Genomic DNA, 24,881 nt, shown 5'->3' with positions numbered 1-24,881 from the left:
ACGATTTCGTCAGTTAATTCAGTGGAGAGGTGGGGAGCGCGATGGTCGGCACCCGCGGAGACGTGCACGGGGACTCACACAGGGACCTGCACAGCGAGCGCGGCGCGTTGCCCGGCGAACACGTCGGGCGGTCCCGCAACCCTGTGATCCGCGTAGTCGACATCGCGTGGCTGGAGTTCGAGAAACCGGATCTGCTGCGCGCCCAGGCATTCGCCCGTGCGTTCGGCTTCCAGACGGCACGAAGCGCCCCCGGCGAGCTGGCCCTGCGCGGCACCGACGCCGGCACGCCGTGCATGATCGTGCGCAGCGGGCCACGGAGCCGATTCACCGGCGTGGCCTTCCGGGCCTGCGACGAGGTCGACGTGCTGCGACTGGCCGACAAGTCCGGCGTCAGCGCGCGGCCGCTGCCGGAAACCATCGGCGGCCTGTCGGTCGACCTGGTCGACCCCAGCGGGGTTGCGGTGCGGGTGGTCGCCGGGATGCACGAACTGCCCGAGCTACCCGTTCAGCCGCCCCACGTCTTCAACTTCGGCCGCGAGCTGGCGCGCACCAACGCCACCCAACGGCCCCCGCGCACTCCGGCGCAGGTGCAGCGGCTGGGACATCTGGTACTGCAGTCGACGAAATATCGCGAGTCGCTGGATTGGTACCTGGACAACCTGGGCATGATCGTCAGCGACTTCCTGTTCTTTCCCGGCCAACGCAGTCGCGGCCCGGCCATGAGCTTCATCCGCTGCGACCGTGGATCCGAACCGGCGGACCACCATACGTTGGCGCTGGCGCTGGGTCCGGCCAACCGCTACGTCCATTCGGCGTATCAGGTCAGCGATCTCGACGCCCTGGCCGCCGGCGGCGAATACCTCGGGGAACGAGGCTATGTGCGGTCCTGGGGCATCGGCAGGCACATCCAGGGCAGCCAAATCTTCGACTACTGGCGCGATCCCGACGGCTTCCTCGTCGAACACTTCGCCGACGGCGACATGTTCGACAACACCCTGGAACCCGGCTGGACGGCCTTCACCGCCTCGGGGCTGGCGCAGTGGGGGCCGCCGGCGACCAAAGACTTCCTCGGCACGAACCCGAATGCGGCTCGCCACGAGCTGGTTTCGATGATCACCGCCCTGCGCCAACGCAACGAGTTCGATTTCAACCGCCTGATCGGCCTGCTGAAAGTGACCGCGTCATGACTGTCTCCGTACTGCGCACCGCCGAGTCCTGGTGGGTGAAGACGCCCAACGGCGCCGCCCGGATCGACACCGCGGCCACCCGGACGGGCGAGCTGCTGGCGGACCGGACCGCGATCGACGACGCCGCCGCCGGGACCGACACCGTGCCGGTCGACAACCTCGACCTGGTCTCGCCGGTGACCCGGCCGTGCCGGGTGGTGGCGCAGATGACCAACTTCGAGTCGCACGTCAGGGACGCCGGCATGGATCCCGCCACCGTCCCGCTCACGTTCTTCCGCAAGGCGTCGGCGTCGATCAACGGCCCGTTCGGCGACATCGTGAAGCCCGCCCATGTCAAACTGCTGGACTACGAGGTCGAGATCGGGCTGGTGATCGGCCGCGAAATCCCGGTCGGCACAGCGGTTTCCGATGCGAATCTGGCCGACTACATCGCCGGCCTGGTGGTCACCAACGACGTGTCGGCGCGCGACGTGCAACTCCCCCAGACGCAGTTCTACGAGGCGAAGTCCTACCCGAGCTTCACCCCGGTCGGTCCGGAACTGGTGCTGCTGGACGCCGACGAGCTCGCACGCTTCGGCGACCTGCGGCTGCGGCTGCGCGTCAACGGCGACGAGCGGCAGAACGCGCTGGTGGCCGGCGACATGCTGTATCGGCCGCTGCAGGCGCTGCAGTCCCTCACCCAGTTCCAGGAGCTCGCCCCCGGCGACCTCATCCTCACCGGCACGCCGGTGGGCACGGCGCTCAGCGCGCCGCCGAAACCGGTTCAGATGATCAGCAACCTGCTGCCACCGGCCGTCAAATGGAAGGCGTTCTTCAAGAGCCAGGCCGGCAACCCGAAGTATCTGAAGGCCGGCGACGTCGTGGAGGCGTCAGTGGCCACCGACGACGGCCGCATCGACCTCGGAACCCAGCGCGCCACAGTCCGATTCGCGTGAACACGAGCGCGGTGCCGCGCGTACCGGTGGTCCCCGTCGTCATCGTCGGCGCCGGACCCACCGGCATCACGGCGGCCACGCTGTTGGCGCAGCACGGCGTGGACTGCCTGGTCCTCGACCGCTGGCCCGGCGTGTACCCGCAACCGCGGGCCGTGCACCTCGACGACGAGATCTATCGCATCGTCGCCCGGCTCGGCATCGCCGAAGAGTTCGCCGCGATCTCGCGCCCCACGCTCGGATTGCGGCTCCTGGACCACAGATTCAACATCCTCGCCGAGTTCAGCCGCGACCCCACCCGCAGCCCCCACGGCTTCCCGCAGGCCAACATGTTCGACCAGCCGGAGCTCGAGGCGCTGCTGCGGGCGAATCTCAAGCGTTATCCCAACGCCCAGTTGCGCGGCGACGCCGAGGTCACCGCGATTTCCGACCGCGGTGACGGTGTGCGCGTCACCTTCACCGATCGCACCGACGGCCGGGTGCACACGGTCGAGGCCGACCACGTGCTGGGTTGCGACGGGGCCAATAGCGTGGTCCGCACCCAGATCGGCTCGACCATGCGGGATTTGAAGTTCGAGCAGCGCTGGCTGGTGGTCGACGTGGCGACCGACGCGGACCTGAACCTGTGGGACGGCGTCTACCAAGTCTGCGATCCGGCCCGCGCCGGCACCTACATGCGGATCGCGCCCGCCCGCTACCGGTGGGAGTTCCGGCTGCTGCCCGGCGAGACCGCAGCGGACTTCGGCACGCTGGCCGCCCTGCGGCCGCTCATCGACCCGTGGACGGCCGGGGTGGCGGACGACGAGCTGACGTTGCTGCGCGTCGCGGAGTACACGTTCCGTGCACAGATCGCCGACCGGTGGCGCCGCGGCAACGTGTTCCTGCTGGGCGACGCCGCGCACCTGACACCCCCGTTCATCGGCCAGGGCATGGGAGCCGGTGTCCGGGACGCGATGAACCTGGCCTGGAAGATCGCCGGGGTCCGGGCCGGCACGCTGGCGGCGGCCGTGCTGGATACCTACGAGCGGGAGCGCAAACCGCACACCCGGCAGCTGATCCGCTTGGCACTCAACGTCGGTCGAGCGATGACCGGCGGCGGTCGGCCGGGCGACCTGGCGCGCCGCGTGGTACTCCCCCGGCTACGGCTGATCCCCGGCCTGCGGGACAAGGTCGTCGACTCGACCACGCCCGCGCTGCGCCGTTCCGCGCTGGTGCTCAAGTCCCGCCGGGCGGGCCCGCTCGTCGGCACGCTGTGCCCGAATCCGCTGCTGTCCCAAGGTGAACGGTTCGACGACGTGGTCGGTGCGCGGTTCGCGCTGGTCACCGCCGGTGCACTGAGTCAGCGCGACGCGGCGCGGCTCGCGGACCGCGATGTCGAGGTGCTGGTCGCTCCGCCGGGCGGCGAGCTGGCCGCGTGGCTGCGCCACGGTCGCGCCGCCGCCGCGGTGGTGCGTCCCGACCGCACCGTCATGTGCGCCGGCCGCGACGCCGCTGCCGTATGCGCGGCGCTGGCTTCGGTCGTCTTGTCAGTCTGACGTCGCGGCGGCTCGCGCCACAATGACCGGCATCCGGGCGGAGTGCAGGACCGCGTTGCTGACCGAACCCAGCAGCGTGGCGGCCAGACCCCCGCGGCCATGGCTGCCGACGACGGTGAGCTGTGCGGTTTCGGACCGTTCGGCGAGTTGCCGGGCCGGCCGGTCGCACACCAGCACCCGGTGCACCGTCACGTCGGGATAGCGCTCCTGCCAGCCCGCCAGTTGCTCGGCGAGGCTGCGCTCCGCCTCCCCCTCCAGCGCCGACCAGTCCAGGCCGGGCAGCTCGAACACGGTGACATCACTCCACGCATGCAGCGCGATCAGATCGACGCCGCGGCGCGAGGCCTCGTCGAAAGCGATCGCGGTTGCGAGTTCGGAGGCCGGGGAGCCGTCGAGCCCCAGCAACACGGGGGCGCGTTGCGGGTACGGCATCAACGGGTCTTCGTCGCGGATGACCGCGACCGGGCAGTGTGCGTGGCGCACCACGCTCGAACTCACCGAGCCGAGCAGGCCCCTGGCCAGCAGGCCCCGCCCTGATGATCCCACCACCAACATCTCTGCTTTGCTGGACATTTCGACCAGCGCCGGCACCGGCGTGGCATGGGCCACCTCGCTGCTGATGGTGATCTCACGATTGGTGCGCACGGCCTCTTCGGCGATCGCGATCGCGTCGGCGATGACCTTGCGCCCTTCGGCTTCCAGCCAGACGCCCAGGCCCTCGGGGTAGGGCACCGGCGGCCACGTCGCCACGGCGGTGTTCACCACGTGGACGATCGTCAGTCCGACGTTGCGCATCGCCGCTTCCCGGGCCGCCCAGCAGACGGCCGCATTTGCGGCGGGCGACCCGTCGGCCGCCACGACAATGCCCAGGGGCCTTACCGGTGAAGACATTTCGCCCTCCATTTCGCTTAGCCGTCCCGCGCGGGCAGCGCCGCGACCAAGGGCGTGTCCACGCCAACTCGGCCCAGGGTCTCGGCGCCGCCCGGCGTGCCGAGCGGAGCGTCTCGGCCGGGCAGAGTCAGCTGGAAGAAGGCGGCGTTGTCGTCACGATGCGCCAGCTCGTCGTCCGGTAAATCGCCCTCCCAATAGATCGCGTCGTGGCGACAAGCCAGTTTGCAGGCACCGCAATCCACGCATTCGTCGGGATTGATGTACATCGTTCGGGCGCCCTCGTAGATGCAGTCCATCGGGCACTCCAGGACGCAGGACTTTTCCATCGCGTCCACGCACTCTCTGCCAATCACGTAGGTCACAAATATGAAGTTAGCGAGCCGCATTGGCGATTGCGGCGGGCCAAAGGCCCCCGTTTGTGGGACTAAAGGCCTTTCGTGGGCACGATGATCACCGGAATCTTCGCGGCGTGGGCGACCGCTGAACTCACCGAACCCAGCAGCAGGCCAGGAAATCCGCCCCGGCCACGACTGCCCAGGACCACCAGTTGTGCGCGCTCGCACTCCTTAAGCAGCCAATGGGCGGGTTTGTCGCAGACCAGCTCTCGTCGCACCTGCACGTCCGGATAGCGTTCCTGCCACCCGGCCAGGCGCTCGGCCAGCACTTCGGCTCCGTCCTGCTCGCGGTCGCGCCAGTCCATGCCGAGCGCGGGAAACACGCCGACATCGCTCCAGGCGTGCAAAGCGACGAGTCCCACGCCGCGGCGAGAGGCTTCGTCGAAAGCCAACGCGGTCGCCGTCTCCGACGCCGGCGACCCGTCGATGCCGACGACGACCGGGGCGTCGGCGGGCGTGGTGCCGTCCTGTACGTGGATGACGGCGACCGGGCAGTTCGCGTGTTGCAGCAGTGCCGTGCTGAGCGAGCCCATCAGGAGCCGGCCCAACGCGCCCATCCCCACGCTGCCGACCACCACCATCGACGCATCCTTGGACGCCGCGATCAGCGTCGGTACCACGTTGGAGTAAATGATCTCGGTCCGCACCTGTGGCGACTCGGACCCGCCCACGCTGTCGGTGAGGGCTTTGCGGGCCCGGTCGATGACCTGCTGCGCATCGCTGCGCTGCCATTCCGGCATGTCCGCATAGAGCTGTCCCACGGGCCAGCCGACCACCACGGGAGCGACGACGTGCACCAGGGTGACGGGCACGTCGTGCAGGACGGCCTCGCGGGCTGCGAAGGCCACCGCGGAGTCAGACAACGACGATCCGTCGACGGCGACCAGCACCCCGTATTTTGTTGACGTATTCAGCATCTCGCGCTCCTTGGCCTCAACGCTGTGCGCGTCCCGGGTTGGAATCTACTCAACCACGAAACCGGCCGATCACAAGTGTTGGTGGTCGACGATCAGCAACGAGCAGGAGGCGTTGTGCAGGACGGCATTGCCGGAAGGGCCGAGCAGGTCCGCCATGCACTCGTGGTCGCTGGCAGCGACGACGACCAACTGCACCGATCCGCCGTTCGCGGCCAGGTAGTCCAGCAGGTTGCCCTGCACCGCGGTCGGTTCCGCGTGGACGTCGGGGTAACGCTTGGTCCAGCGGACCAACTGCCGACCCGTGCTCGGGTGCCCGGTTAAGGCCCGCAGTGGCGCGCTGCGCAGCCGCGCTTCCTGAAACGCGGCGCTCAGCACGGCGTCGCTGTCGGCCCGCCCGTGGACATCGGCGACAACCCACCCGGCCCGCATTGCGGCCGGATCGTCCTGGCCGCGGATGATCGCCACCGGGCTGTGCGCTGAGGCGGCGAGCGCCGCGGCGGTGGAGCTCATCCGCGCGGGGGTGAAATGGTGCACGCCGACCGCCCCGACGCAGACCAGCATGGCCGACGCCGACGCCCTGATCAGTGCGGTGATCGGGCGTTCTTGGGTGATTTCCACCTCCACCTTGACCGGCTTGTCCGCCGCCTCGATAGCGGCGACCGCGTAGCGGACGGCGTTCTCCGCGACGGCAAGCTTGCGGGCGGCCACGGAGGGGTGGGTCTGGGACGCGTCGTCGGGCTCGATCGCATACAGCAGGCGCAACGGGACATCGCGAGCGAGCGCCTCATCCACCCCATAGAGCGCGGCCGACATCGCCGCCTTCGAGCCGTCGATGCCGACGACGACCGCGGGCGGTTTGGCTGGGCCATTCATCTGAATCAAGCTATTGATCCCGTGGGCCGGACACCAGGGCCCTTGGTCGAGATCGTTAGGGGCCGAAGGACCCTACGACCGCCACCCATTGGGCCGTAGCTTTCGAAGTAACGGTTCACGGATCCAGGAGGACGAGATGACCACCGAAATGCTCTCCGTGCCAGCGGAAGACACCGGCGAAGCATGTCAGCGCATCATCGACGTGGCGATCGATCAGTTCGGCCAGCACGGCTTCGACGTCGGGCTATCCGCGATCGCCGCCGCCGCCGGCGTGAGCCCCACGCGGCTCGAGGATCTGTTCGGTTCGGCGGAAGGCCTGCGCAAGGCCTGCGACGACCACATTCTCACTTCGATTCGGACCTCGAAGTCCGAAGCGCTGCAATCGATGTCGCCGGTGACCTGGTTCGCCGAGCTGGCTGCGATCGAGTCCTACGCACCGATGATGACCTACCTCGTGCGAAGCATGCTGTACGGCGGGGAGCTTGGGCGTGAGTTGATGCTGCACATGATCGACAACGCCGAACAGTACCTCGAGGACGCGGTCCGGGCCGGCACGATCAAGCCCAGCCGTGACCCCAGGGCCCGTGCGAAGTTCCTCTCGATCAGCAACGGTGGCGGATTCCTGCTCTATCTGAACATGCATGACAATCCGACCGACATGGCCGCGGTGCTGCGCGATTACGGCAAGGAAATGGTCCTGCCGGCGCTGGAGCTCTACACCACCGGGCTGATGACCGATGACGGCATGTACGACGCGTTCCTGGCTCGCGAGGAAGCGGAATAGCCGGGTTAGCGGCTTTGGTCTTTGCGGAACTCGCCGATCGCGTCGATGACGCCGGCGACCTCGTCGTCGCTGAGCTGCTGCCCGTCGAAGGCGTGGTGGAGCAGGACCTGAAGGTCGAGCATCTGTTGGAGGTAGGTCAGGCACGGCGGGCAGTCCTCGAGGTGTTTGGCCACGATCGCTCCCCATTGTTCGGGATCCGACTCGACGAGATCGTCGACGAGCCTGACGAATTCGACGCAGTCGATCGCAGGGACGTTGTGGTCGTGTCCGGTCATCGTGGCCCCCGACCACGCCCACGCGTTGGGTCTGCGTTCACCGCGCTACCTACTCGCACTCTTGCACAGTAGACGCAGACTCAACGGCGTCGGCCGAGACGCGGCTCATGTATTCAGGCGCACCCGCCCAGTTCCCACCGCAGTTGCGCCTCAGACGGTGATTGGACGGGGATGAACGCGGCTTCCCGGTAGCGACGGCTGGCCGGCGTCCCGCTGGCGTAACCCTTACCCCCGGCCGTCCGGATCTCCAAATCGGCACTGGCGCTGGACAGTTCAGCCGCTTCCAGCCGCAGCGACAGCAACTCCTTCTTGGTCGGCGTATCGGGCCCGCCGACGGCGGCGGCCAGGCGCCCCAAGGTCGCCTCCGCGGCGTCGAGCCGTTCGGCGACCCGGTCGAGATCGGCGGTGAACACCGAGTTCACGCCCGTCAACCCGGGCCGGCTCTGGTCCACGCAGGTTCTGGCCAGGCCGAGGCAGATCGCCGACTGCAACACCAGAAAGGTGGGGCGCACGGCGCGCAGGAATCCGTCGAAGTCGTCGGAGAGCACCTGCTCCGGCGAGACGTGCACCCCGCCGAGCTTCAGGTACGACGAGGCGGTGCTGTCGAGCGCCAGCAGCTTGAAGTGATCGCCGACGTCGACGCCCGGGGTGTCCAGCGGCAGGCCGACGATCAGTTTCTCGCCCGTCTCGGTGCGCACCGCGGTGACGACCGTCGAGTCGGCATACAGGTTGCTGGCCCACCTGATCGGCCCGCTGACCTGGTATCCCCCGTCGACCCGCGTCGCAACCAGCTCGATTTCGCCGCATCCGGCGGCGTCCTTGAACGCCGACGCCATCGCCGTGACCCCCAGCGAGGTCCCGGCGCGCAGCGCTTCGGCCGCGTCGGCGCCGAACGGCGTGCCGGCGGCGAGCAGGTATTCGATCGTCATCCGGTTCGCCCACACCGAGAACGCCGTGCTCATGCACACCCCGGAGATGCGGCGGATCACGTCGGCCATCTCCGGCAGCCGCCCGTCGGCGTTGCCCGGCGCACCGAGGGCGAGCACGTCGCGCTCGCCCAGCGTCTCGAAACTGTGCCGCGAGGGTTGCTCGCCGCGGTCCAGGGCGCCGGCTTGAGCGGCGATGTCGCTCAGCAACCCCGGATCCAGCCGGCCGTCCAGTTGCAGATGCGGCGTCACTAGCCGACAACCAGGTCCGAGTCGACGCTGACGGGACGCCGGAAGGTGTTCACCACGGGCGACCAGGCGATCGCATTGTCGTGGATCTGCCGCAGCGTCTCGTCGTCGGTGTCGCCGGCCAGCGTCACCTTGCAGCGCACCGCGGTGAAGCCGAGCACCTTGCCGTCCGGCGTGTCACCGACCCCCCACACTGCGGAGATGTCGATGTCGCCTTCCATTTCGACCTCGATCTTCGTCAGCTTCACCCCGCGGTGGGTGGCGTTGGCCAGCAGCCCCACCGAGACGCACGATCCCAGCGCGGCGAGCGCCGTCTCGGAAGGGTTGGGCGCCGAGTCGTCGCCGAGCAGCGCGGGCGGCTCACCGACCAGCATCGGCGCGAGGTCACGCACGTATGTCATATTGCGGAACCCGGCCTCGCAGACGGTCTTGGCTTTCAGCGTCTTGCGGCCGGTGGACGGGTCGGCCTTGGCATTGCACGACAGCCGGTCGAGTCCTTGAGCGTCGATGACGAGCGCGTCGGTCATTCGCATCCTCCGATGGTTATTTTCACGTTGGGTCCTGCGGCCCACTCTGGCCGCTACGGCGTTAGTGCTCATAAGGCGCCAATCCGTGACGCCGCGCCGATTTGACGTGCCGCACCGACGCGCGGGGTCGGTGGCCCGAGCCGTCGCGCGCACCCCGGGATCACAGCCGCCCGACCGCAACTCCCCATGCGGTGCGCCCAAACGCCTGCCCAGCAACGATGCGGCACGACGACGACGAATGGCTAACCCCGCCTGGTGCCGCGGCCAGGGCTTACCCCCGGGCCCGCCCGCGCCCGGGTGGTGCCGCGGCGAATTTGAATCACGCCGCACATAACCCCGGCGAGCCGAACAGCGCCTGCCCGACGTAGTGGCCTTCGGCCGGCGCGGGCGGCACCGCGAAAATCGCCGACCCGATGTGGCGGAACTATTCGTTGAGTAGGAGCCCCTGGCGAGGCTAGGTGACGAAGTCGATCAGCTCTTCGACCCGGCCGATCAGCGCCGGCTCCAGGTCGTTCCAGTCGCGCACCCGCGACCGAATATGCCGCCAGGCCCTGGCGATGTCGGCCTGACTGGCGTGCGGCAGGCCCAGCGCCTGACACGCGCCGTGCTTCCACTCCAGGTGCCGCGGGACGCTGGGCCAGGCCGCCAGGCCGAGCCGCTGCGGCTTCACCGCTTCCCAGATGTCGACATAGGGGTGGCCGACGACCAGGGTGTCGGTGCCGCCGGGCCCGCGGCGCACCGCGTCGGCGATCCGCGCCTCCTTCGACCCCGCGACCAGATGGTCGACGAGGACGCCGAGCCGGCGCCCCGGGCCCGGCCCGAACTCGGCGACAATGTCGACCAGGTCGTCGACCCCGCCGAGGTGTTCGACGACGACGCCCTCGATCTTCAGGTCCTCGCCCCAGACCTGCGCGACGAGTTCGGCGTCGTGGCGGCCCTCGACGCAGATCCGGCTGGCGCGGGCCACCCGCGCGCGGGCGCCGGAGACCGCGACCGAGCCGGATGCGGTGCGGCCCGGCGCTGCGGGCGCGGCCCGACGCGGCGCGGTGAGGATGACCGGGCGTCCTTCCAACAGGTATCCGGGTCCCAGGGGGAATCCGCGGGTGTGCCCCCGGCGATCTTCCAGGTAGATGCGGCCGTACTCGACGCGGACCACCGCGCCGACGTAGCCGGTCGTGACATCCTCGACGACCATGCCGACCTCGACCGGGTGTTCGGTGGAGCGCGGCGTGCGCCGACCGGCGGCCAGGACGTCGGTTCCGTAGCGATCAATCACCCGGCAATACTAGGAAGCGTTGCGGCAAAACGTCGTTGCGGCGCGCCGCACAACCGCGCTAACGCCGGTCCACAACGAATCCGTAAAGAATGCGTAAGTCCTGTTGATGATTGACGGGCAGACGGCGGTGGCGCTGCTAGGTTCAACTTCGTGAGCACGTCAGACCGGGTAGCCAGGGTGGTCGCGTTTCTGCGCGCGGGTTACCCGGCGGGCATGCCCGCAACCGGTTACATACCGTTGGCCGCACTGCTGGGCCCTCGGGAGTCCGAATGCGAAATGGCCCAGCCCACAGGCGATGACATCGGGCGGGTGCGCCGCCAACTCCGCGCGACGGCCTGACCCGATACCGCGGATCACGAGATCCTGCGGCCGTCGACACCGAAGAAGTGCAGGTGTCCGGGCTGTGGATGCAGAAGCACCCGGCTGCCCTTTTCGGGCGGGTTGTGCCCGTCGGCGCGGGCGACGACGGGTTGGCTGATCACCTTGTCGGAACCGGTGATTCGCCCATACAGGTAGGCGTCCGCCCCGAGCTCCTCGACCACGTCGACCTCCATCTCGACGCCGAGGCCGCCCAGCGCGAAATGCTCCGGGCGAACCCCGATCACGATCTGGCCGTCGTCAGCCGCCGAGGACGCCAGCTCCCGTGGGACCGGAATCGGCCAATCCCCCAGGGACACGGCGGAATCGACGATCGGCAGCCTGAACAGGTTCATCGCCGGCGAACCGATGAATCCGGCGACGAACACGTTGTCCGGGTTGCGGTACAGCTCGCGCGGTGCCGCGCATTGCTGCAGCACGCCGTCGCACAGCACCGCCACACGATCACCCATGGTCATCGCCTCCACCTGATCGTGAGTCACATAGACAGTGGTGGTGCCGAGCTGGCGTTGTAGCGCGGCGATCTGGTTGCGGGTCTGGACCCGCAGCTTCGCGTCGAGGTTGGACAGCGGCTCGTCCATCAGGAACACCTGCGGCCGGCGCACGATGGCCCGGCCCATCGCCACGCGCTGGCGCTGACCGCCCGACAGGTCTTTGGGCTTGCGGTCCAGATAGGGCTGCAGGTCAAGCACTTTGGCCGCGGACAGCACCCGCTCGCGGATCTCGGCCTTCGGCATCTTCGCGATCTTCAGCGCAAAGCCCATGTTCTGCGCCACCGTCATGTGCGGGTACAGCGCGTAATTCTGAAAGACCATCGCGACGTCACGGTCCTTGGGATCGACATGGGTGACGTCGCGTTCGCCGATCCGGATGACCCCGGAATCCACCGTCTCCAGTCCGGCGACCATCCGTAGCGACGTCGTTTTGCCGCAGCCGGACGGTCCCACCAGAACGACGAATTCGCCGTCGCCGACGGCCAGGTCGAGACGGTCCAAAGCGGGCCGATCCGCGCCCGGGAACTGCCGGGTGGCCTGCTCGAAAGTCACCGACGCCACGTCAGCCCCCCATCCCGGTGACGGCGATTCCGCGGATAAAGGACCGCTGCGCGAACGCGTAGACGACGACCAGCGGCAGCAGGATCAGCATCGAGGTGGCCATCAGTACGGGCCACCGCGCCACGTATTCACCCCGCATCCGCACCAGGCCCAGAGTCAGCGTGGCCAGGCTGTTGCGCTGGATCATCAGCAGGGGCCACAGGAAATCGTTCCACACGTTGACCCAGGTGAGCACCGCGAGCACCATCACCGCGGGCCGTGCGTGGGGCAGCAGGATCCGCCAATAGATCTGCCAGGGCGAGCAGCCGTCGAGGATCGCCGCCTCCTCGAGGTCGGCGGGCAGGGTGCGGAAGAACTGCCGCATCAGATAGGTACCGAAGGCGCTGCCGAACAGGCCCGGCACGATCATGGCCCACGGGGTGTCCACCCAGCCCAGTGTCCGCATCAGGATGAACTGCGGGATGACTGTCACCGTCAGCGGGACCATCAGCGTGGCCAGATACAGCACGAATAGCGTGTCGCGGCCGCGAAAGTCGAGCCGCGCAAAGGCATATCCGGCCAGCGAGCAGAAGAACACCTGTCCGGCCGTGACGCAGCCGGCGTACAGCACCGTGTTGGCGAACATCCGCCAGAAGGGGATCAGCTCGAACACCTCGAGGTAGTTCGACCAGCGCGGATGGGCGGGCAACAACTTCGGCTCACCGATCTCGCCTTCCTTCTTCAGCGATCCCGACACCGCCCAGACGATCGGGAACAGGGCGCACCACGCTATGGCGAGCAGCGCGGCGTAGACGGGAACGGCGCGCAGGACGTTGCGCCGGAAGGCGCGCTCGGGACGCTCAGGTGAGCCCACGGGAAGCCTCCATCGAGCGTCGCCGGGAAAGCCGTAACTGCAGCACGGTCAACACCAGCAGGATCGCGAAGATCACCCACGCCAGCGCCGACGCGTAGCCGAATTCGAGGAACGAGAAGGCGTGCTGGAACAGCATGATGCCCAGCACGTAGGTGGCGCTTTCCGGTCCGCCGTTCGGGCCGTTGAGGACATACACCAGGTCAAAGGCCTGGAACGCGTGGATGATCGAGATGACGACGACGAACGAGATCGCCCCGCGGATCAGCGGGACCGTGATCGACACGAACTGGCGCACCTCGCCCGCGCCGTCGATCTTGGCCGCCTCGTAGACCGTTTCCGGCACTCCCTGCATCGCGGCCAGCAGGATGACGGTGGCGAACGGCACCGCACGCCAGACCGTGACCAGGCACAGCGACACCATGGCCCACCTGGGGTCGACCAACCACGGGATGGGACGAATCCCGACCCAGCCCAGCATGATGTTGAGCAGGCCGTTGTCGGTGTTGAACACGAATTGCCAGATGACGGCCATCACCACCGACGAAATCGCCAGGGGCAGAAACACGATCGTCCGAACGACGCCGATGCCCCTGACCTTTCGGTTCAACACGCCCGCGACCAGGAGGCTGATGAGGACCGTCGGCACGACGGTGCCCACGGTGTAGATGACCGAGTTGCGCAACGCGATCAGAAACAGCGGATCGGAGGTGAACAGCTCGCCGAAGTTCTTCAGCCCCACGAACTTCGGTGCGGTGAACACGTCCCACCGCTGAAAGCTCATGTAGAGCGAGAAGCCGAGTGGGAACAGCATGAACACCGTGACCGCGGCCAGATTCGGCGCGACGAACATGCGGCCCGCCCGCGCGCGCCGGCGCGGGGGTTTGGTAGCGGTCCGGTTCATGGGTTGCGCAGCACTTCGTCGACGGCGCGCGAGAGCCCGGTCAGCGACGTGGCCGGCCGGGTTCCGCGCAGGACGGGGCCGAAGTTGCGGTCCATCAACGCGAAGATCTTCTCCCAGGCCGGGGTGATCGGGAGGCCTTGCGAGTGGGCCGGGCCGTCGGTGAGCACCGCGAGGTTGCCGAGCCGGTGGTGTGCGCCGGCGAAACCCGGCGAGTTCAGCGCGGAACGCAGCACAGGAACGAACAGGCAGGACTCGCCGGTCAGGGCCTGCCCGACGGGGCCGGTCGCGAACTTCACGAATTCCCAGGCCTGTTCCTTGCGGCGACTGCTGGCGGAGATGGCCAGTCCGGTGGCACCGATGTTGGAGCAGGCCGTGTGCCCCTGCGGAAGCGCGGGTCCCGTCGGCGGAGTGGTGACGTCGAAGTCGAGGCCTTCGGCCCGAATGAACGTCTGGTAGCGCCAGTGGCCGCCCATCGCGAGTGCGGCCCGGCCGGAGGCGAACAGGTCCGGCGTCGACATCGACTGCACCTCAGACGCGTTGGGTGCCACCCGGTGCTTGATGGACAGGTCGGCATAGAACTGGACGGCCTCCTGGAAGGCGGCGTGGTCGAAATTGAAGTGGGTCGGATTCCGCAGTGGGGTGGCCCACGGCACGCCGTTGTTCATCGCGAACAGCCCGGCCGAGTAGAAGGAGAACCACGTGTTGACGTATCCCCATTGCAGGAGGCGACCGGATGCGTCCCGCTTGGTGAGCGCTCGGGCGGCATCCAGGAATTCGGCGTAGGTCCACGGCTGTTGCCAGTTCGCGGGCGGGGGTCGGACGCCGGCCTGGTCGAACAGCCGCCTGTTGTAGAACAGGAAGTTGCCCGACCACTGCTCGGGCAGAGCGAATTGCCCGCCGTTGAAGGTGAAGGTGTCGTACAGCGCCCCGATGCTGTCGGAGTGCAGCTGCGCGGCGAAAGCCTTGTCCTGCGCCAACAGCGTGTTGAGATCCAGCAGTACCCCGCGATCGGCGAGCTCGGCGTACGTCAGGTCCCACGCCATCAGCACGTCCGGGCACTTGCCGCCCGCGCAGAACGTGGACAGCTGTTGCATCACACCGGGGCCGGACAGCACGCCGCGAACCTTGATGCCGGGATGGCGGCGCCGGAATTCTTCGACGACGCGCATCCGCGCCGCGGCCTCGTCCGGGTTGGCGGCGAAGAAGAACGTCAGCGCGTCCTCGTCGTCGGGCGCGCAGCCGGACGCCCAGGGCACCAGAGACGCCGCGGTGAGCGCGGAGGCTCCCCTCAGCAGGCTCCGCCGTCCGAACGGCTTGTCGAACATGGTCTCGATCCTGGCCCGTCGCCGGTCAACCGCCAGCGTCTGACGTCCTTGGTACCCGATCCGACTGTGTTCCGCCTGAAATGGGCGCGACGTCGTGGGCGAGCGTCAATACGGCCCCGGATGCGTCGGCGGTGATGTCGATCGCCTGGATGCGGTCGTCGTCGGAGAACCCGATCCGCAGCAGCGTGTGCACGCGCCCCGCCGGCGCGATGGCAATGCCCGGGACCCCGTCGATGAGCACCACGTCGCCGAACCGTGCCCGTTCGGCAAATCGCCGCGTCTCCTCGGCGACCTCCCCGCGCCGCGCAACAGGGTTGGCACGTCCTTGCTTTCCGAGCCGGGCAGCAGCGCGCGGTCGACCCTGCGGACCACGTCGGGCGCCAGCAGTTGCACCAGCGTGGCGATGTCGCCGCCGCGCGAGGCCGCCAGAAACGCCTGCACGAGCTCGATGTGCCGCGCGGTGCGTGGCGCGTGCGCTGCCCGGCCACCCTGCACCCGGGCGCGGGCGCGGCTGGCGAGCTTCTTGGCCGCGTCCGGCGTGCGGTCCAGCACGCCCGCGATCGTCTCGAACGGCAGCGCGAACACGTCGTGCAGGACGAACGCGACCCGCTGCGCGGGTGAGAGCCGGTCCAGGACGACGAGCAGCGCGCGGCTGACCGAGTCCGCGACCAGCGCGTCCTGGTCGGCCGGGTCGGCGTCGGCGCCGACGAAGTGGTCCAGGTCGTCTGGCCCGCCCAGCGGGCGTTCGGCGCGCCGTTTGCGCGCCCTGAGCTGGTCGACTGCCTCGTGTGCGGTGATCGTGGTGAACCAGCCGGTGAGGTTGTCGACGGCACCGAAGTCCGAGCGGCTGGCCCTCAGCCAGGCCGACTGGACCGCGTCGTCGGCGTCGGCGACCGAGCCGAGCAGGTGATACGCAACCGATCTGAGGTGCCGTCGGTCCGCTTCGAATCGCCGTGCCAATTCGACCAGATCCTCACGGGCGTTCATGGGTCACCTTTTCCGCGCGGGAATCGTCAGGCAGACATGACCATCAATACTGCCTTCATCGCCATCACCGCGACCACCGCGATCGTCACGGCGGCCATCGCTATTGCCGACTTCGTTCCCGCCCGATTCGTGCTGGCGAACTCGGCCGAGGTCGGGGTGCCTCGGTCGTGGTTGCCGGCACTGGGGTCGGCGAAGCTGGCCGGGGCCGTCGGGCTGGCCGTCGGGCTGCTCGGCTTGCGCGCCTTGGGAATTGCCGCCGCGGCCGGCCTGGTGCTGTTCTTTGTCGGTGCGGTCGTCACACACCTGCGCGCGCGGGTGCTCTACAACATTTACTTCCCCGGCGCCTACCTGCTGCTGTCGGCCGCGTCGCTGGCGCTGATGGTCGCGCGCTGAGCCGGTGATCAGGCCGGAAAGTAGCGGATGTGGTCAATCGCCTTGCCCCGCAACGCGATGTCGGCGAAGATGACGCCGCGCCCGTGGTTTGTGTTGACGGCCGCCGTCACCGTGGTTCCCGCGCCGATCACCTTGGTCCAGCGAGCTCCGTCGAGCTGCTCGACGAGTTCGCCGATATCCATGGTGTCTTCGTCGCCCAAAGTGATGGTGGCGCTGGGAGACAGCGTCCTGACAACGGCGGACTTGTCGCCGCGGGCCACCGCGTCGAGGAGGCCCTCCACCAGCTTCTTCTGCCGCGCGCCGACGCGGCGGAAGCCGGCCATGAAGCCCGCGGTGCCGCGCACACCCTGGTTCCCCAGCAATCCCCGGGACAGCTTCAGCGCCGGGACCGCCGCGCGGACTCCGGTCCTTAGGAACTGCAGAATCATCGGCGGCAGTTCCCAGTACGCGCGCAGGCGGGCGACCTGCCACCCGCCGGTGTCCAATCGGAGGTCGTAGCGCAAGAAGGCGGGAACGAACATCGTGACGCCCGGACCCATCGCCACCTCGAGTTCGAGATCGCGCAGCACGGTCTGGCCGGTGACGATGTCCAGATCGCGATGGAATTTGATCTCGCGGGGACCGATGAACGTGTCGTAGAAGCGGTAGATCTCGTCGTGGCCGACGTGCGGCTGCGAGCCCACCGGGTCTTCCACTCGAGCGTCCGCGGTGAACACACCAACCCACCCGTCGCGGTCGTGCACGGTGAACGCCTGCGGGGACCGCTCGACCGCGGCCAGCAGGTCGTCCCGATGCTTCGGTGATGCCATCAGTTGCTCCCGACCAACGCGATGCCGGCCCCGCGCATCTCCGCCAAGGCCTCTTCGGTTGTATCAGGCGACACGCCCGCTGTCAGGTCCAGCAGCACCCTGGTGGCCAGGCCCGCCGCTGCCGCATCCTCGGCGGTGCGCCGGACGCAATGGTCGGTGGCCAGCCCGGCGATGTCGACCTCGTCGACTCCGCGCTGCCGCAGCCAGTCCAGTAGCGGGGTGTCGTTCTCGTCCGCGCCCTGGAAGCCGCTGTAGCCGGCTCCGTAGGCACCCTTGTGAAACACCGCCTCGACGGGCCGGGTGTCCAGATCTGGATGAAACTCCGCGCCCGGGGTTTCGGCGACGCAGTGGCGTGGCCAGGAGGTGGAAAAGTTCGGCGTATCGGAGAAGTGCGCACCGGGGTCGACGTGGAAGTCCTTGGTAGCCACCACATGCTGGTAACCCGGTCCGCCGGCCAGGTAGTCGTTGATGGCGCGCGCCACGGCAGCGCCACCCGTCACCGCCAGTGCGCCACCCTCGCAGAAATCGTTCTGCACGTCGACGATGATCAGCGCCCGCACCCCACCACCATAAGGCGTTCCCGCTGGGTAGCAGCGGTTTGTTTGCCGGTCAGCCAGCCGGGTAATCCACGGCCATGTTGATCCGCAGAATTGCGCGACCCATGCTGTCGGCAGTGTTCATTGGTCAAGGAGTGGACTCGCTGCTCAACCCCAAGACGGCGGCGCAAGCCGCCGCCCCCGCGGTGGACGGGCTGCAAACCTTGCCCGATCCGGTGAGCAGCAAAGTTCCCAGTGATCCCGAAACGTTCGCAAAGATCAACGCGGGCGTTCAGATCGCGGGTGGCCTGTTGCTGGCCGCGGGCCGAGCGCCACGATTGGCCTCGGCCGCTCTGGCGTTCACCGTGGTACCTGCCAACCTGGGCGCACACATGTTTTGGACCGAATCCGACCCGGACCGCAAAGCCGAGCAACGACGGGCCTTCCTCACCGACGTCAGCCTGCTGGGCGGGCTGATCATCGCGTCGGCCGACACCGCGGGCAAGCCGTCCCTCGGCTGGCGGGGCCGACGGGCGGCCGAGCGGCTCTCCGAGCGGGTGTCCTCGGCGCTGCCCGGCTCCGACGACGGGCTGCTCGACTCGGAGTTCGGTGAACGGATCGCGCACGGCCTGCAAGCGGGTGCCGAGCGGGGCCGCGAACTCGCCAGCACCGCGGCCGAGCGGAGCGCGCCATACGCCGAGGCCGCGCTGGAACGCGCTCGCGAACTGGCCGACACCGCCGCGGAACGAGGCGCGCCGTACGCCAAGGCCGCCCGCAAGCGGGGCAAGAAGCTCGCCAAGACCGCCCGCGAGCGGGGTCTGGAATTGGCCGAGACCGCACGCGAGCGTGGCCTGGAGTTCGCCGAGACCGCCCGCGAGCAGGGCAGCCATTTCGCCGACACCGCGGCGGCACGCGGCAGCGAGTGGGCGGACGCCGCGCTGGATCGGTTCGACGAGGTCGCCGACAGCGGCCAGTCGCGCAAGCTGAAGCGTAAGGTCAAGCGCCGCTTGAGCTAAGTAAAGTCCCAGGCAAGCCCAAGGCCTTCGCCGAGCGTGAGCCGGCTGCGAAATTGCGGCCACTTTTTCGCAGCGGACACGCTCGGCGTAGCGCCTTTTTGCCGTAGGCCCTTTGCCCTGGGCGCTAGGCCCGCTCCGGCGAGACAAATGCGTCGACGATCGCTTCGACGTCCAGGCCGGCGTCGACGGTGACGCCGGCCTCGTCGTCGCCGAGCGGCTGCAGCGCATCGAATTGCGAACGCAACAACGCCGCCGGCATGAAATGTCCGGAGCGGGCGGCCAATCGGCGTTCGATGAGCTCGGGTGAGCCGCGCAGATAGAGGAACCGCACGCCTGGGCTGTGGGTGCGCAGCCGATCGCGGTAGCCACGTTTGAGCGCCGAGCAACTCATGACACCGCCGTCGCGGTGGTCAGCGAGCCAGTCACCGACCACATCCAGCCAGGGATAACGGTCGTCATCGGTAAGCGGTTGTTCGGCAGCCATTTTCGCGATGTTGGCAGAGGGATGCAGGCTGTCGGCATCCATGAACGGCACCCCCAGCCGCCGCGCCAGCGCCGCGCCGACGGTCGACTTGCCGGAGCCGGAGACCCCCATCACGACTATGTTCGAGGCGGATTGCGATTCCATTCCACCCAACCAACGCCGGTGCGGCCGTCCGCCGCGGTGACAGCGACCCAGGCGCGGGGAAACTGGCTGACCCGACCGTCGACGGCGACCAGTCCGACCGGCGCGTTTCCCCGTACGTCCAGGTCGACGCCGACACCCGCGGGCTCCAGGCCCAATGTCGCACGCAGCGGCAGTCCGTTGTCGTCGAACACCTCGTCGTGGCCCACCGCCTGTAGCTCGGCGAGGTTTCCGTCGCGGTCCTGCGAATAGCCGACGCTGACGGGCGGAACGCCCGGGATCTGGATGTTCACCCCGTGCAGGTGCGTGCCGTCGTCCAGATGCAGCGCGCTCCAGATCCAGTCCATGCTCCACCAGTCGCGGACCCCCCACGAGTGGTCCCGCTGGCCGGGGACGTGGTCGAAACCGTAGCGGGTGCCGTCTACGGCAACGGAACCGGTGACGGTGCAGGGGATTTCGTAGCGGGTCGTCAGACGGTACTGGTACGGCGTGCCGTCTGTGGCCCACGTCAGGTCCATCGTCACCTCGGCCGGGATGCCGGGCTCGCCCCGCAGCAGCGCCGACGGGTCGGAGTACACCTGGCCCCGTGCGCGCAGCTCGACGCGATAGGTCTGCAGCGGGACACCGGCCGTGTGGCCGAATTCCACGGCGTCGGTGCGCACCACCCAGGGGTCCGCGGGCAGCGGGATGGCGCAGTCGACGACGGCGACGGTCGGCAGGTCGGGGCCGCACAGCAGCGCATGCAGCCACGCGGTGTTCTGATTCGGTATCAGCCCCAGCCGCAGCCAGCCACCCAATCCCTGTGCCGCGTCGACGAAGTCCGCATACCAGCTCTCGCTCCACAGCGGTTCGGCGGTCGCGGTGTGCGCGAGTTCGTCCTCGTCGGACGGGCGCAGCGGCTCCGGCGCCGCGGGGGTGGGCAGGATTGCCAGGGCGCCGGTGTCGAGCACATGGTCGCAGTGCCGCCGCAGCATCGTCATGAACATCTGGTCGCCCCGGTCGGTGCGTTCCACCAGCATCGACGAGACGATCGCCATCATGACACCGAAAAAGCTCTGCCGCCGTACCGATTCCGCGACCTCGGCCAGCGAAACAGGGGCGGTTGGGCCCAGCGCCCCGTGGTAGGCGCGCAGCAACGCGTCGTAGTGCGCGCGACGGTCCTCGGTGGACAGCGCGCAGCCGAGGAAGTACGCCAGATCGGTCTGCGCGGGCCCCCAGGAGACGGTCTGCCAGTCCACCACGGTCAGCGGCCGGTCGGCGTCGGGCGTGCCGAACAACATGTTGTCCAGCCGGTAGTCGCCGTGCACCAGGCCCTGCAGCCGCCCCGCCTCGCCCTGCGCGTAGCCGTCGAAGGCGGCGACCAGCCGTTCGCACACCTCGCGATGGGGCGGGGCGATCTGGTCGGCGTACCGGTCGAGGAAGCCGGCGTACAGCGAGGCGACCATGGTTTGGTTCAGCGGTGACTCGCGGTTGAGCCACGACGCCTCGGCCAGCGCCGCGTCGCCGAGCAGCGGGCCGTGCAGCCGGCCCAGTTCCGCGACCGCGGTACTGGCCTGTTCGATTGTGGCGCCGGCGATTTCGTCACCGACGACCGCGGGGACGGCATCACCGAGCACCAGGTCGAACGCCCCGGTCGCGACGTCGATCGCGGCGTGGTAACAGGGCGACAGCGGCCCGCCGAGTCGCGGGGCGATCTCGCGGTAGAACCGAACCTCGCGCTCGTAGAGACCCAGGGCGAGGCCGGTCTGGCGGCTCATGGGATCGGTGGCGGCGACCTTGAGGACCACCGACGCGGGGCCGCCGGGCTCGTCGTATGTCAGGCGGACGCGGTAACACTCGCTCATCTGGCCGGTGCCGATGCGCTCCGTCGCGAAGTCGGTGACGGTTCCCGCCCCGATCACGGTGGTCAGCCAGGGCGCCGTGAGGTCGGCGGGACGTTCGATGACATCGGAGGAGGAGTGCATGAGGGTCAGCGTGCCAGGGAGAAGCCGTCCCATGCCATCCGGCGGTGCTGATGCGGGTCGAATTCGACGCGGCACTTGCGGTCGAAGACCATGACGGCGCGGTCGGAACGGGAATGGGCCGGCCAATCGTCGCCCGGAACCCCGTGCCGGCCGAACGACAGCCAGGACCGCTGCACCCGGTTGCTCACGCGCAGCGCATCGCGCCGATCGGCCGCGGCGGTGAGCAGCGCGCCGAACCGCGTGCGGTAGACGTCGAAGACGGCCAACAGCTCGGTGGCGTGGGTGGCCCCGAAACCCGACCAGCGCAACGTCCGCGGGGCGTAGTCGTAGCGGTACAGGTAGGTGGGCGCGTGGTCGCCGTGGGCCTCGGCGATCTGCCAGGCCGCCGAGCTGAAGGCGAAGTCGCCGCCCAGCTGGATGCATGCCGAGGACGCGGGGTAGTCCGGGTAGGCGGCGGTAATGCGTTTGCGCGCAGCCGGTTCCGCGTCGGCCAGCAGCTCCTCGACCATCGACTCGTTGGTCGGCAGCATCGTCAAGAAGCGGGTGAACAGGCGGCCCTCGTCGGCGTTGGTACCCACGATCAGCGGTACTCGATGCGCCTGGCCGGAGCGCATCGCCTCGACGGGGTCGAGCGGCAGCACGTCGTCGCCGACGACCGGGCCGATCGGGAAGGCGCCCAGCCGCTTTTGCATGCCCTCGTCGATCAGCCGATGCTGCGTCTCCACCAGCTGCGCCGCCGACGCCTGCATCAACGCGTTGGCGGCGTCCTGCTTGCGCGCGCCGAGCAGGTTGGCGAACCGCGTCGCGAACTGGGCGGCGACGTCCTTGTCCCGTACCAGACCGGACGCCGGGCTTTCCGAGATCGCCCGGGCGAACAGCCCTTCGGCGGCGGGCACCGCCAACAGCGAGGCGGTGATGCAGGCGCCGGCGCTCTCGCCGAAGATGGTGACGCTGCCCGGATCGCCGCCGAATGCCGCGATGTTGTCGCGGACCCATTGCAGCGCCAACACCAGATCGCGCAGGTAAAGGTTGCTGTCGATGCGAATTTCCGGTGTCGACAGCGACGACAGGTCGACACAGCCCAGCACGCCCAGCCGGTAGTTCACGGACACGTATACGCATCCGCGGCGGGCCAGGGCGGCCCCGTCGTAGATCGGTGTCGCCGAGCTGCCCAGGAAGTAGCCGCCGCCGTGGATGAACACCATGACCGGCAGCGGTTCGGCGGCGGGGCTTTCGGGCGTGACGACATTGAGGGTCAGGCAGTCCTCGCTCATCGGCTGGTACCTGCCGACACCGAGCATCGTGTAGCGGCGCTGCTGGGGTGCGCAGTTGCCGAAGCCGTGGCAGTGCCGGACACCCGCCCAGGGCTGTGCGGGCTGCGGCGCCGCGAACCGCAGGGGGCCCACGGGCGGGCGCGCATACGGGATGGATCGCCAGCGGTTCACGCCGTCGCGCGTGAACCCTTCGACGATGCCGGCGGTGGTGCGTGCGCGGACTGTGCGCTCGTGCATATGCCGACGTTAGCCGACACTACTTACGTAGGGCGCGCGGAGCGCCGCAATTCGGTCCGCGGCGGTTAGCCTGACGGCATGCGGATTGCCGCGCTGATCGCAGCGTCTTGCCTAACCACGGGGCTGGTTGCCGGGTGCTCACACACGGGCGGGGACCATTCGGGACATGCGCCGACCGGCACCCCCGGTTCCAGGGGGACGAGTGGGGCGGCGGCGCCGACGAGCAAACCGCCGTCACCTTCGGCCGCGCCGGCCGCCGGCGCCGCGATCGGCGACGTGATCACCTGGATCGAGGCCGGTCATCCGGCCGATCCCGGCCGCTATCACACCGCGACCCGCGACGGCGCCGCCACCCAGCTCGGCAACGACATCGCGTTCACCTCGACCGCCGGGCCCTGCATGACGGACTCCAAACACACCAACGGCGCGCTGGCCTGCCTGGTCACCCTGACCAGTCCCCCGCCCCGCCCCGCGACGGCCTACGGCGATTGGCAGGGCGGCTGGGTCGACTTCGACGGCAGCACCCTGCAGGTCGGGGCGACGCGCGGCGACCCCGGACCGTTCCTGTACGGCGACGGGACCGCGCTGGCCAGCGGCGACTCGCTGCAGTTCGGCGATTTCCGCTGCCGGGCCGACGCGGCCGGGGTGATCTGCGTGAACTACGCCCACCAGTCGGCCGCCCGGTTCTCCAGCGCCGGCGTCGAGCCATTCGGCTGCCTGCGGTCGGCGCCGCCACCGGACGGCGTCGGCGTCGCGTTCCGCTGCTGACGGGCGGCGTGTACGCCCTTACGGCGCCGGCTGATTCCCCATGACGGTCGCGAACAGCTCGCTCATCTCATCGGCGGTTCCTGCGGGCACGGAGTAGCCGGGTTCGGCGCGGATCTCGTCGAGATGGTCACGCACCTGTTCGGCCGACAGCGTGGGGCTGTAGAAGCCCTTTGTCCTGCCGATGAAGAATCGACCCACATGCCCGGCGCCTACCGTGTAAATCTCGCCGGTGACCGCACAGTCCCGATGCGTCAGGAAAGCCGCGACCGGCGCCACCAGTGCCGGGTCGAGCCGCCGAAGGTATTGGCCTACAAGCTCGTCCAGCACCGCTTGTGCCACCGGGTCGTCCTGTGGCCCGGCGGCCTCCAACGATTTCTCCAGCATCCTCGTATAGGCGATCGGGGCGATGGCGTTGACCTTGATGCCGTGATCGGCGCCTTCGGCGGCCAGAACGCGGGTCAAGCCGATCAACCCGGCCTTGGCCGCGCCGTAGTTGCTCATGTTGGGCGTGCCCAGAATCCCGGCGGCCGAGCAGGTGTTGAGTATGCGGCCATAACCGTTGGCGCGCATCGCCTCCCAGGCGGGCCGCGCCACATAGAACGCACCCTTCAAATGCACGTCGAGCAGCGGTTCCAGCCGGTCTGCGGTCATGTCCGCGAAAGGCGCGTCGCCGACGATTCCGGCGTTGTTGATCAAGATGTCGACCCGGCCCCAGGTGCGCAGGGCCGTGTCGACGATCGCCTGCGCGCCGGCGGGGCTGGTCACGCTGTGGGTGTCGGCGACGGCCTCGCCGCCCAACGCGCGGATCTCGCCGACGACGGCGCCGGCCGCCGCGGTGTCGCGGCCGACCCCGGCCACCGAGCCACCGCAGTCGTTGACCACGACGCAGGCGCCGCGCGACGCAAGCAGCAGTGCGTATTCCTTGCCGAGGCCGCGGCCCGCGCCGGTGATCACGGCGACCTGGCCGTCGAAGCGCAGCTCGTCAGTCGACAT

The 24,881-nt window shown here is 68.8% G+C and carries 26 protein-coding genes and 1 pseudogene; 8 read left to right on the top strand and 19 right to left on the bottom strand.

The genetic code is table 11. The features are described from left to right. Nucleotides 1-41 precede the first annotated feature (41 nt). From AC5Y5V_RS10465 to mhpA, 3 genes are read left to right on the top strand one after another with little or no spacing between them, the layout of a single operon-like run. Complete coding sequence (locus AC5Y5V_RS10465) at nt 42-1,187, top strand: VOC family protein (protein WP_499933811.1); 1,146 nt, start codon at nt 42-44, stop codon at nt 1,185-1,187. Beyond that, nucleotides 1,184-2,122 (top strand): fumarylacetoacetate hydrolase family protein, encoded by a 939-nt coding sequence (locus tag AC5Y5V_RS10460; protein WP_499933808.1) that lies wholly within the window; start codon nt 1,184-1,186, stop codon nt 2,120-2,122. Before AC5Y5V_RS10465 ends, AC5Y5V_RS10460 begins: the two co-directional genes overlap by 4 nt. Continuing rightward, nucleotides 2,119-3,654 carry a bifunctional 3-(3-hydroxy-phenyl)propionate/3-hydroxycinnamic acid hydroxylase MhpA gene (mhpA, locus tag AC5Y5V_RS10455; RefSeq protein WP_499933806.1) on the top strand — a complete coding sequence of 512 codons (1,536 nt, stop codon included), beginning with the start codon at nt 2,119-2,121 and terminating at the stop codon, nt 3,652-3,654. The genes AC5Y5V_RS10460 and mhpA overlap by 4 nt, the downstream gene beginning before the upstream one ends. On the opposite strand, the gene AC5Y5V_RS10450 is transcribed toward mhpA, so the two are convergent. The 4 genes from AC5Y5V_RS10450 to AC5Y5V_RS10435 form a co-directional block, all read right to left on the bottom strand. Beyond that, nucleotides 3,646-4,545, bottom strand: coding sequence for a universal stress protein (locus tag AC5Y5V_RS10450; RefSeq protein WP_499933804.1), 900 nt, complete (start codon nt 4,543-4,545; stop codon nt 3,646-3,648). The two genes, mhpA and AC5Y5V_RS10450, sit on opposite strands and share 9 nt — an antisense overlap. 17 nt (nt 4,546-4,562) lie before the next feature. Beyond that, on the bottom strand, nt 4,563-4,907 hold the full coding sequence (gene fdxA, locus AC5Y5V_RS10445; protein WP_499933801.1) for a ferredoxin: 345 nt from the start codon (nt 4,905-4,907) through the stop codon (nt 4,563-4,565). Nucleotides 4,908-4,969: 62 nt separating this feature from the next. Continuing rightward, nucleotides 4,970-5,857, bottom strand: a complete 888-nt coding sequence (locus AC5Y5V_RS10440) for a universal stress protein (RefSeq protein ID WP_499933798.1) — start codon at nt 5,855-5,857, stop codon at nt 4,970-4,972. 69 nt (nt 5,858-5,926) lie between these two features. Continuing rightward, nucleotides 5,927-6,730 carry a universal stress protein gene (locus AC5Y5V_RS10435; RefSeq protein WP_499933794.1) on the bottom strand — a complete coding sequence of 268 codons (804 nt, stop codon included), beginning with the start codon at nt 6,728-6,730 and terminating at the stop codon, nt 5,927-5,929. Nucleotides 6,731-6,866: 136 nt separating this feature from the next. On the opposite strand from AC5Y5V_RS10435, the gene AC5Y5V_RS10430 reads away from it, so the two are divergent. Further along, nucleotides 6,867-7,514: a TetR/AcrR family transcriptional regulator gene (locus AC5Y5V_RS10430; RefSeq protein WP_499933791.1), complete on the top strand. Its 648-nt coding sequence runs from the start codon at nt 6,867-6,869 to the stop codon at nt 7,512-7,514. Between the two features lie 5 nt (nt 7,515-7,519). On the opposite strand, the gene AC5Y5V_RS10425 is transcribed toward AC5Y5V_RS10430, so the two are convergent. The 4 genes from AC5Y5V_RS10425 to AC5Y5V_RS10410 form a co-directional block, all read right to left on the bottom strand. Next, nucleotides 7,520-7,789, bottom strand: coding sequence for a hypothetical protein (locus AC5Y5V_RS10425; protein WP_499933788.1), 270 nt, complete (start codon nt 7,787-7,789; stop codon nt 7,520-7,522). A 113-nt stretch (nt 7,790-7,902) separates the two neighbouring features. After that, nucleotides 7,903-8,967: an acyl-CoA dehydrogenase family protein gene (locus AC5Y5V_RS10420; RefSeq protein ID WP_499933786.1), complete on the bottom strand. Its 1,065-nt coding sequence runs from the start codon at nt 8,965-8,967 to the stop codon at nt 7,903-7,905. Further along, complete coding sequence (locus AC5Y5V_RS10415; RefSeq protein WP_499933782.1) at nt 8,967-9,491, bottom strand: OsmC family protein; 525 nt, start codon at nt 9,489-9,491, stop codon at nt 8,967-8,969. Before AC5Y5V_RS10415 ends, AC5Y5V_RS10420 begins: the two co-directional genes overlap by 1 nt. 454 nt (nt 9,492-9,945) lie before the next feature. Continuing rightward, entirely contained in the window at nt 9,946-10,767 is an 822-nt protein-coding gene (locus tag AC5Y5V_RS10410; RefSeq protein WP_499933771.1) for a DUF3097 family protein, read from the bottom strand. 150 nt (nt 10,768-10,917) lie between these two features. Between AC5Y5V_RS10410 and AC5Y5V_RS10405 the strand changes: the two genes are divergently transcribed. Further along, entirely contained in the window at nt 10,918-11,106 is a 189-nt protein-coding gene (locus AC5Y5V_RS10405) for a DUF3349 domain-containing protein (protein WP_499933768.1), read from the top strand. A 14-nt stretch (nt 11,107-11,120) separates the two neighbouring features. Here AC5Y5V_RS10405 and AC5Y5V_RS10400 read toward each other — a convergent pair whose 3' ends face one another. The 5 genes and pseudogenes from AC5Y5V_RS10400 to AC5Y5V_RS10380 all read right to left on the bottom strand — a co-directional run. After that, nucleotides 11,121-12,200, bottom strand: a complete 1,080-nt coding sequence (locus tag AC5Y5V_RS10400; protein ID WP_499933764.1) for an ABC transporter ATP-binding protein — start codon at nt 12,198-12,200, stop codon at nt 11,121-11,123. A 1-nt stretch (nt 12,201) separates the two neighbouring features. After that, nucleotides 12,202-13,008, bottom strand: a complete 807-nt coding sequence (locus tag AC5Y5V_RS10395) for a carbohydrate ABC transporter permease (protein WP_499934195.1) — start codon at nt 13,006-13,008, stop codon at nt 12,202-12,204. Nucleotides 13,009-13,039: 31 nt separating this feature from the next. After that, on the bottom strand, nt 13,040-13,954 hold the full coding sequence (locus AC5Y5V_RS10390) for a carbohydrate ABC transporter permease (RefSeq protein ID WP_499933761.1): 915 nt from the start codon (nt 13,952-13,954) through the stop codon (nt 13,040-13,042). Next, nucleotides 13,951-15,279 carry an ABC transporter substrate-binding protein gene (locus AC5Y5V_RS10385; RefSeq protein WP_499933758.1) on the bottom strand — a complete coding sequence of 443 codons (1,329 nt, stop codon included), beginning with the start codon at nt 15,277-15,279 and terminating at the stop codon, nt 13,951-13,953. Before AC5Y5V_RS10385 ends, AC5Y5V_RS10390 begins: the two co-directional genes overlap by 4 nt. Before the next feature lie 124 nt (nt 15,280-15,403). Then, nucleotides 15,404-16,266: pseudogene (locus AC5Y5V_RS10380) on the bottom strand (sigma-70 family RNA polymerase sigma factor); the annotation flags it as partial. 36 nt (nt 16,267-16,302) lie between these two features. Here AC5Y5V_RS10380 and AC5Y5V_RS10375 point away from each other — a divergent pair. Continuing rightward, the gene (locus tag AC5Y5V_RS10375; RefSeq protein ID WP_499933755.1) at nt 16,303-16,659 is read left to right on the top strand and encodes a DoxX family protein; all 357 of its coding nucleotides are present in this window, start codon (nt 16,303-16,305) and stop codon (nt 16,657-16,659) included. An 8-nt stretch (nt 16,660-16,667) separates the two neighbouring features. Here the strand turns inward: AC5Y5V_RS10375 and AC5Y5V_RS10370 are convergent, their stop codons facing one another. Together AC5Y5V_RS10370 and pncA are read right to left on the bottom strand one after the other, a co-directional pair. Beyond that, entirely contained in the window at nt 16,668-17,468 is an 801-nt protein-coding gene (locus tag AC5Y5V_RS10370; RefSeq protein ID WP_499933751.1) for a nuclear transport factor 2 family protein, read from the bottom strand. Further along, nucleotides 17,468-18,028 (bottom strand): pyrazinamidase PncA, encoded by a 561-nt coding sequence (gene pncA, locus AC5Y5V_RS10365; protein ID WP_499933748.1) that lies wholly within the window; start codon nt 18,026-18,028, stop codon nt 17,468-17,470. Before pncA ends, AC5Y5V_RS10370 begins: the two co-directional genes overlap by 1 nt. A gap of 74 nt (nt 18,029-18,102) precedes the next feature. On the opposite strand from pncA, the gene AC5Y5V_RS10360 reads away from it, so the two are divergent. After that, nucleotides 18,103-19,020 carry a DoxX family protein gene (locus AC5Y5V_RS10360; protein ID WP_499933746.1) on the top strand — a complete coding sequence of 306 codons (918 nt, stop codon included), beginning with the start codon at nt 18,103-18,105 and terminating at the stop codon, nt 19,018-19,020. A gap of 124 nt (nt 19,021-19,144) precedes the next feature. Here AC5Y5V_RS10360 and AC5Y5V_RS10355 read toward each other — a convergent pair whose 3' ends face one another. Genes AC5Y5V_RS10355 through AC5Y5V_RS10345 form a run of 3 tightly spaced genes read right to left on the bottom strand, consistent with a single transcriptional unit; the run spans nt 19,145 to nt 23,120 of the window. Continuing rightward, nucleotides 19,145-19,615 carry a gluconokinase gene (locus AC5Y5V_RS10355; protein WP_499933744.1) on the bottom strand — a complete coding sequence of 157 codons (471 nt, stop codon included), beginning with the start codon at nt 19,613-19,615 and terminating at the stop codon, nt 19,145-19,147. A 5-nt stretch (nt 19,616-19,620) separates the two neighbouring features. After that, nucleotides 19,621-21,609, bottom strand: a complete 1,989-nt coding sequence (locus AC5Y5V_RS10350; protein ID WP_499933742.1) for a DUF7064 domain-containing protein — start codon at nt 21,607-21,609, stop codon at nt 19,621-19,623. A 5-nt stretch (nt 21,610-21,614) separates the two neighbouring features. Next, nucleotides 21,615-23,120: a carboxylesterase/lipase family protein gene (locus tag AC5Y5V_RS10345; protein ID WP_499933740.1), complete on the bottom strand. Its 1,506-nt coding sequence runs from the start codon at nt 23,118-23,120 to the stop codon at nt 21,615-21,617. Between the two features lie 78 nt (nt 23,121-23,198). Between AC5Y5V_RS10345 and AC5Y5V_RS10340 the strand changes: the two genes are divergently transcribed. Further along, nucleotides 23,199-23,888, top strand: coding sequence for a hypothetical protein (locus AC5Y5V_RS10340; RefSeq protein WP_499933736.1), 690 nt, complete (start codon nt 23,199-23,201; stop codon nt 23,886-23,888). Between the two features lie 18 nt (nt 23,889-23,906). On the opposite strand, the gene AC5Y5V_RS10335 is transcribed toward AC5Y5V_RS10340, so the two are convergent. Next, on the bottom strand, nt 23,907-24,881 hold the full coding sequence (locus AC5Y5V_RS10335) for an SDR family NAD(P)-dependent oxidoreductase (protein WP_499933732.1): 975 nt from the start codon (nt 24,879-24,881) through the stop codon (nt 23,907-23,909).

Source organism: Mycobacterium sp. NGS68, from assembly GCF_059812195.1.
The sequence above is the reverse complement of the archived record's forward strand: the minus strand, read 5'-3'. Positions and strand labels throughout refer to the sequence as shown.